This window comes from Cellulomonas iranensis NBRC 101100 = JCM 18110, assembly GCF_001552375.1.
In the GTDB taxonomy this organism is placed as follows: domain Bacteria; phylum Actinomycetota; class Actinomycetes; order Actinomycetales; family Cellulomonadaceae; genus Cellulomonas; species Cellulomonas iranensis.
Genome location: NZ_BCRB01000130.1, coordinates 1 through 6,804, shown reverse-complemented (window position 1 = coordinate 6,804; position 6,804 = coordinate 1). Strand labels below are relative to the sequence as shown.

The window sequence follows — 6,804 nt, the reverse complement described above, 5'->3', positions numbered from 1 at the left end:
CCGACCGGCGGCGGCGCGACCGTCGCGCCGCGGCGCGCGCTGCCGCGGGTGCGCTCGGCGTGCGGCTGACGCTGCCGCTCGGCGCGTGCTTCCTCCCGGCGTTCGTGCTGCTCGGTCTCGTGCCGGTCGTGCTGGGGCTGGCGGGGGACCTCCTCGGCCGGTGAGGTGCGGCCCGTCGGCTGGGTGGCTCGGCGTCCCGGCGGCCCGGCGGATCGTCGGGCCGCCGGCGCGGTGGCCGGTCCGCCCGGCGAGGTGGTGAGCGTGCGGGTCGGCGACGTCCCGGTCGCGGCGTCCACCCGCCCCCAGTCCCTGCGTCGACTCGGCGCCGGGCAGGTCCGCGTGGCCGCCCCCCGCGGGTGACGCGCGTCCCGCGACTCTCGTGCCGGGCGCCGACGGGGCGTCCGACGAGGACGACGAGAAGGAGCCGACCGATGGGACGAACGCTGGGACGAGGGTGGGGGCGAGGGCTGGGACGAGGACTGGGGCGAGGACGGGGTCGACGCGTCCGGCGACCGAGCGTGCACGGCGCGTGCGGCGGAACACCAGGAGCCAGCGTGGGGGCTCGCGTGGTCGCCCGCGCGCGCCGCGCGACGGACGAGGGCATGGCGACCGCGGAGTACGCGATCGCGACGCTCGCGGCCGTGGCGTTCGCGGGCGTGCTGCTGGTGGTGCTCAAGGGCGGTCAGGTCAAGGCGCTGCTCACCGGTCTGATCGCGCAGGCGCTGGGCGGATGAGCGCGGGGCGTCGCGGTCGTGGGGGCCGTCCCGGCGATGCGGCCCCGGCCGCGGGGCGCGGCGTCCGCGACCGCGGCGCCGTCACCGCCGAGTTCGCGGTGGGCATGGTGGCCGTGGCGGCCGTGCTCGTCGCCGTGCTCGCGGTCGGTGCCGCGACCGTCGTCCGGCTCACGTGCCTCGACGCGGCGCGCACCGCGGCACGCGTGGCAGCGCTGGGGGAGTCCGACGGCGAGGTCGTCGACGCGGCGCGCCGCGTGCTCGGTGCGCGCGGCGGCGACGTCCGCGTGCAGCGCGAGGGCAGGTGGGTCACCGTCGCGGTCAGCGCACCGTTCATCACATGGGGGACCGGCCTGCGCGCCGCGGCCTCGGCGACCGCCTGGACCGAGCCGTGAGACTTCCGGGCGGCGGCCGCGTGCGGGCGCCCGGCGCGGCGGCTCACGACCGCGGTTCGGGCGCCGTGCTGGTGCTCGGGGTCGTCGCGGTCGCGCTCGTGCTCGTCGCGGCGACCGGGCTCGTCGGCGGCGCGTACACGGCGCGTGCCCGTGCCGCGGCGGCCGCCGACCTGGCCGCGCTCGCCGGTGCGCAGCACGTCGCCGACGGCGGCGCCGACCCGTGCGGCCACGCCGCGCAGGCCGCGGGCCGCAACGGCGCGTCGGTGACGTCCTGCGCGCGGGGCGCGCGCGGTGACGTGACCGTGCACGTCCGGGTCGACGCACCCGTCGGTGCGGCCGGCGGCGTCGCCCGCGCCGGGCCACGTGCCGCCGGTCGTCGCACGCGCCGGTCGGGCGCGCGCGGCGGACCTCGGCGCCTGGGTGGGCGGTCCGGTCCCTCGTCCGCGCGCGTCGGTCCCGTCGGGAGCGTGCGCACGGCCCGGCGGTCCGGGTTGCGGGCGTCGCTGGAGGAGGGCCGCTCCAACGGCCCCGCCGCGCCCCGGCCGAGGTCAGCGGGTGCTGTCCGGTCCGGCGTCCGTCGGGACCTCGAGAGCGAAGAGGGTGCCCAGCGGCGCCTCGAGCGCACGGCCCAGGGTCGTCTCGTCGAGGAGGCCGCGCTCCGCGAGGACGCGCAGCGCCGCGTCGCGATCGGCCAGGATCGCGACGCGTTCGGCGTCGGGGATGCCGCGCGCGGCCAGCTCGGCGACGTGGCGATCGCCGGTCGTCGTCGGTGCGTCGGGGGTGACCGGCGGCTCGGGATCGCGCACCCGGAAGCGCAGCACGGTCACGACGGTGAGCAGGAGCCCGAGGGCCAGCGTGGTCCACACCGGGACCTGCATGGTCGTCGGGAGGTCGTAGCCGTCGCGCCCCGCGACGGTCGGCATGCTGATCGACGCGAAGACCCCGCACACGGCGAACACCGCTCCGACGCCGCAGACCATCCCCGACCACCGGGCGCCGCCACGCACCCAGGCGACGCCGGTGACGAGGAGCGCCACCACGGCGAGGGCGAAGCACACGGCGGCGATCGGCACCGACCGGTCCGCCGGCATGCGCTCGACGAGGTCCGACTCCGCACCGAGCACGGCGACCCCGGCGATCGGCGCGATCAACGCGGCGATCACGAGGACGACACCGAGGCCGGTGAGCGCGCGCCGCGCGGTGCTGGGCGTGCGGTCGTCGATCAGCTCGGCGATCGCGGCGCCGTCGTCGCCGAACGTCGCGACGACCTCGGGGTACGACTGGCAGGCCATCGCCTCGAGCATGCCGAGCCGCACGGACCCGGCGGCCGAGTGGGCCTCGGCCCAGGACCGCGCGTCAGGATGAACCAGAGCCATGATCGCGCCAGGCTACCAACGCGGTCTTCGCCCGCCCGCGGCGCAGCCGGGGAAGGTCAGACGGACGACGTCGTCCCGCTCGTCGCGGCGTGCGCGAGCACGGTGGACAGCAGGCGCAGCGCCCCGGCCTTGTCGAGCGGGTCGTTGCCGTTGCCGCACTTGGGCGACTGCACGCAGGCCGGGCAGCCGGTCGCGCACGGGCACGCGGCGATCGCGTCGCGCGTCGCGCGCAGCCACACCGGCCCCAGGTCGAAGCCGCGCTCGGCGAACCCCGCGCCGCCCGGGTGGCCGTCGTGCACGAAGACGGTCGCGTGCCCCGTGTCCGGGTGCACGAGCGTCGACAGGCCACCCAGGTCCCACCGGTCGCACGTCGCGAGCAGCGGCAGCAGCCCGATCGACGCGTGCTCGGCGGCGTGCAGCGCACCCGGTGCGACCTCGAGCGTGACCCCCGCCCGCTCCAGGACCTCCGGCGGGGCCGTCCACCACACGGCGGCGGTGCGCAGCGTGCGCGCCGGCAGGTCCAGGTCGTGCGTCGACAGCACCTGCAGGTCGGGGATCCGGCGACGCTGGTAGCCGACCACCTGCGTCGTCACGTCGACCTGCCCGAACGACCACGTGACGGGCCCCCACGCGACCTCGCGCTCGACCTCGACGACGCTGGTCGACGTGACCCACCGCGCCCACGTGCCGTGGTCGACGTCGCGCCGCGTCGCGAGCGCGACCCCGTCCTCGAGGTGCAGCTCGTCGACCACGTACGTGACGCCCAGGTGCACGTACACGGCGCCCGGGTGCACGGTCGCGTCCGCCGACGCGGCGTCCACCGTGCCGAGCAGCCGACCCGTCGCGCTCTCGACCACGCGCACCGGCTGACCGCCCGCACCGCGCAGGTCCGTGAGACGGCTCGCCGGCTCGGCGTGCGTCCAGTACCAGCCCGACGAGCGGCGCCGCAGGATCCCGCGCTCGGTGAGCTGACCCAGCACCGCGAGAGCCCGCGGCCCGAACAGGTCCAGCTCCTCGCTGCGCAGCGGCCGTTCCGCCGCCGCCGCGCACAGGTGCGGCGCGAGCACGTACGGGTTGCCGGGGTCGAACACCGTCGCCTCGACGGGTGCGTCGAGCGCGGCCTCGGGGTGGTGCACGAGGAACGTGTCGAGCGGGTCCTCGCGCGCGACGAGCACCACGAGCCCCTCCGCGCCGGCGCGTCCGGCGCGCCCCGCCTGCTGCCACAGCGACACGCGTGTGCCGGGCCACCCCGCGATGAGCACCGCGTCCAGGCCCGAGATGTCGACGCCCAGCTCGAGCGCGTTCGTCGTCGCGAGCGCGCGCAGGTGACCCGCGCGGATCGCCTCCTCCAGCGCGCGCCGCTCCTCCGGCAGGTAGCCGCCCCGGTACGACGACACGAGGGCCGGCAGCATCGGGTCGACCGCGCGCAGGTGGTCGCGCGTCGTGGCCGCGACCGACTCGGCGCCGCGGCGCGACCGCGTGAACGCCAGCACGCGCGCACCGGCCGACACCAGGTCGGCCAGCAGGTCGGCGACCTCGGCCGTCGCCGTGCGTCGCGGGCGGTCCTGCGGCACGGCCACGAGGCGCTCGCCCGTGCCCACGGGACCCGATCCCTCGGTCGGCGGGGCGGGCTGCGGAGCGGGACCGTCGACGCCCGAGCCGCGAGCCGCGAGGCCGTCCGGGTCGCCCGGGTCCGCCGGGCCGTCGGCGGAGCCGGCCCCGTCCGCGCCGCCCGGTCCCTCGGGCACGTCGGGCGGGGGAGGAGCCACCACGACGGTCGCCCACGGGTCCTCGTCCGGCAGCAGCGACGCCCACGGCCCGTCGCCCCCGGGCAGCTCGGGCGGCTGCCACAGCACGAGCGTCTTGCGGCCGGCGGGAGACGCGTCCGTGGTGACCGTGTGCACGTCGTCGGCGTCGACGCCCAGCAGCCGCGCCGCGCTCGCGGCGGGGTCCGACGTCGTCGCCGAGGCCATCACGACCACGGGGGACGCGCCGTACGCGGCCGCGAGCCGCCGCAGCCGCCGCAGCACCAGCGCGACGTGCGCGCCGAAGACGCCCCGGAACGCGTGGCACTCGTCGACCACCACGAACGCGAGCGACGACAGCACGCGCGACCACGACGCGTGCGCGGGCAGCAGGGCGAAGTGCAGGAAGTCGGGGTTCGTCAGCACCACGTCCGCGTGCTCGCGCACCCAGCGGCGCTCGTCGCGCGACGTGTCGCCGTCGCACGTCGCGACGCGCACGTCGCGCGTGCCCGCCGCCGCGAGCAGCCGCTCGAGCGCCGCGAGCTGGTCCGCCGCGAGCGCCTTCGTCGGGCTGAGGTACAGCACGGTCGGGCGGCGCTGCACCGACTCGATGCGGCCCGGGTCGAGCAGCGCTCCCGCGGCACCCCGGCGCACGGCGGACAGCGCGGGCAGCCAGAACGCGAGCGACTTGCCCGACCCGGTCGACGTCGCGAGGACCGTGTGGCGCCCCGACCACGCGGCGTCGGCCGCGTCCGCCTGGTGCTCCCACGGCCGCTCGACGCCCAGTGCGCGGTACCCCCGCACGACGTCCGCGTCGGCCCACGCCGGCCAGTCCGCGCGCGCACCCGGCCGTGCCGGCAGGTCCCGCACGTGGGTCGCCCGGTCCGCCCGCCGGCCGCCGGCGAGCAGCACGTCGAGCAGCTCGCCGGGACCCACGCCCCCATCCTCCCACCGGCTCGTCGGGCGCCGGCGGGCGCCCGACCCCGAGGCGCCCGGGGTCGGGTGCGCGTGCGGGAGGATCGGGTCATGGCGGCGATCGACCTCAACGCGGACCTCGGCGAGGGGGACGGGCCGTGGCGCGTCGAGCCCCCGGCCGACGAGGCGCTCCTCGACCTCGTGACCAGCGCGAACGTCGCCGCCGGCTACCACGGTGGCGACGCCGCGACCATGGCGGCGACGTGCGCGGGTGCGCTCGCGCGCGGCGTGGCCGTCGGCGCGCACCCGTCGTACGACGACCGCGCCGGGTTCGGCCGTCGCCACGTCGACGTCGCGCCCGACGTGCTGCGGGCGCAGGTGACCGCGCAGCTCGGGGCGCTGGTCGCGGTGGCCGCGAGCGTCGGCGCGCGCGTCACGCACGTCAAGCCGCACGGCGCGCTGTACAACGCGGTCGTGCACGACGCGGTCCAGGCGCGCGCTGTCGTGGACGCGGTCCTCGCGGTCGACCCCGACCTGGCCCTGCTCGGCCTGCCGGGCTCACGCGTGCTCGCGCTCGCGGCCGACGCGGGCCTGCGGACCGTCGTCGAGGCGTTCGTCGACCGCGGGTACCGCGCCGACGGCACGCTCGTGCCGCGCACCGAGCCCGGTGCGCTCGTCACCGACCCGCGGGTCGCCGCCGAGCGCGCCGTCCGGCTCGCGGTCGACGGCGTCGTGACGGCCGTCGACGGCACACCCGTGCGCCTGCGCCCCGACTCGCTGTGCCTGCACTCCGACACCCGGGGCGCCGTGGGGCTCGCGACGGCCGTCCGCGCGGCGCTCGCCGACGCCGGCGTGGACGTCCGGCCGTTCGCCCCGGGCGCTCCGGAGCCGGGCGGCCCCTCCGCGGGCGGAGCACGCACGGCCGCGGCGCGCGCGGTCGGTCGGCGCGCACCCGGACCACCACGGCACGGGCCCACCCCGTGACGACCGTCCAGCCCTACGGCGACGACGCCGTGCTCGTCGAGGTCGCCGACCTCGCCGCCGTGCACGGGATCGACGCCCGGCTGCGCGCGGACCCGCCGCGCGGCGTCGTCGACGTGGTGCCCGCGGCGCGCACGGTGCTGGTCCGCGGCGAGCCGCGCAGCCGTGCGCGGTGGGCGGCCGAGGTCGCGGCGCTCGCCCACGACGCTCAGGACGCCGGCCCGGGGCGTGCACCCGCGCGCACCGTCGAGGTGCCCACCGTGTACGACGGCGCGGACCTCGACGACGTCGCGCGCACGCTCGGGCTGACGGTCGACGAGGTGGTCGCACGGCACCTCGCCGGCGGGCCCGACGGGTACCGGGTCGCGTTCGGCGGCTTCATGCCGGGGTTCGCGTACGTCACCGGCCTCGACCCTGTCCTGCACGTGCCGCGCCTCGCGCGCCCGCGCACGCGGGTCCCGGCGGGCTCGGTGGCCGTCGCGGGCGACCTCACGGCCGTCTACCCGGCGCCGACGCCCGGCGGGTGGCGGCTGCTCGGGCGCGCCGACCTCGCCCTCTTCGACCCGTCCCGCGGCGCCGCGGACGCCGCCCTGCTGCGCGCCGGCGACCGCGTGCGGTTCGTCCGCACCGCCCCGGCGGCGCTCACGGCGGCGCCGCGCCC

General features: G+C 78.7%; 6 protein-coding genes and 1 pseudogene. 5 read left to right on the top strand and 2 right to left on the bottom strand.

The annotated features are described in order from the left end of the window. The first annotated feature begins 554 nt into the window (after positions 1 to 554). From CS2_RS19605 to CS2_RS18645, 3 genes and pseudogenes are all read left to right on the top strand, one after another. A complete protein-coding gene (locus CS2_RS19605; RefSeq protein ID WP_226238931.1) occupies positions 555 to 734 on the top strand; it encodes a DUF4244 domain-containing protein in 180 nt (59 codons plus the stop codon). Next, positions 731 to 1,126 (top strand): TadE family type IV pilus minor pilin, encoded by a 396-nt coding sequence (locus CS2_RS17260; protein WP_233421249.1) that lies wholly within the window; start codon positions 731 to 733, stop codon positions 1,124 to 1,126. The genes CS2_RS19605 and CS2_RS17260 overlap by 4 nt, the downstream gene beginning before the upstream one ends. Further along, positions 1,072 to 1,476: pseudogene (locus tag CS2_RS18645) on the top strand (Rv3654c family TadE-like protein); the annotation flags it as partial. The gene CS2_RS17260 and the pseudogene CS2_RS18645, both read left to right, overlap by 55 nt. 198 nt (positions 1,477 to 1,674) lie before the next feature. Here CS2_RS18645 and CS2_RS17250 read toward each other — a convergent pair. Further along, positions 1,675 to 2,502, bottom strand: a complete 828-nt coding sequence (locus CS2_RS17250; protein WP_156442194.1) for a hypothetical protein — start codon at positions 2,500 to 2,502, stop codon at positions 1,675 to 1,677. Between the two features lie 56 nt (positions 2,503 to 2,558). Beyond that, positions 2,559 to 5,183 (bottom strand): DEAD/DEAH box helicase, encoded by a 2,625-nt coding sequence (locus CS2_RS17245; protein ID WP_070320903.1) that lies wholly within the window; start codon positions 5,181 to 5,183, stop codon positions 2,559 to 2,561. A 90-nt stretch (positions 5,184 to 5,273) separates the two neighbouring features. Between CS2_RS17245 and CS2_RS17240 the strand changes: the two genes are divergently transcribed. Both CS2_RS17240 and CS2_RS17235 read left to right on the top strand, forming a co-directional pair. Next, positions 5,274 to 6,146, top strand: a complete 873-nt coding sequence (locus tag CS2_RS17240; RefSeq protein ID WP_082740335.1) for a LamB/YcsF family protein — start codon at positions 5,274 to 5,276, stop codon at positions 6,144 to 6,146. Further along, positions 6,143 to 6,804, top strand: a 662-nt coding sequence (locus CS2_RS17235; RefSeq protein ID WP_156442193.1) for a 5-oxoprolinase subunit B family protein, incomplete at its 3' end; no start/stop codon positions are given. The genes CS2_RS17240 and CS2_RS17235, both read left to right, overlap by 4 nt.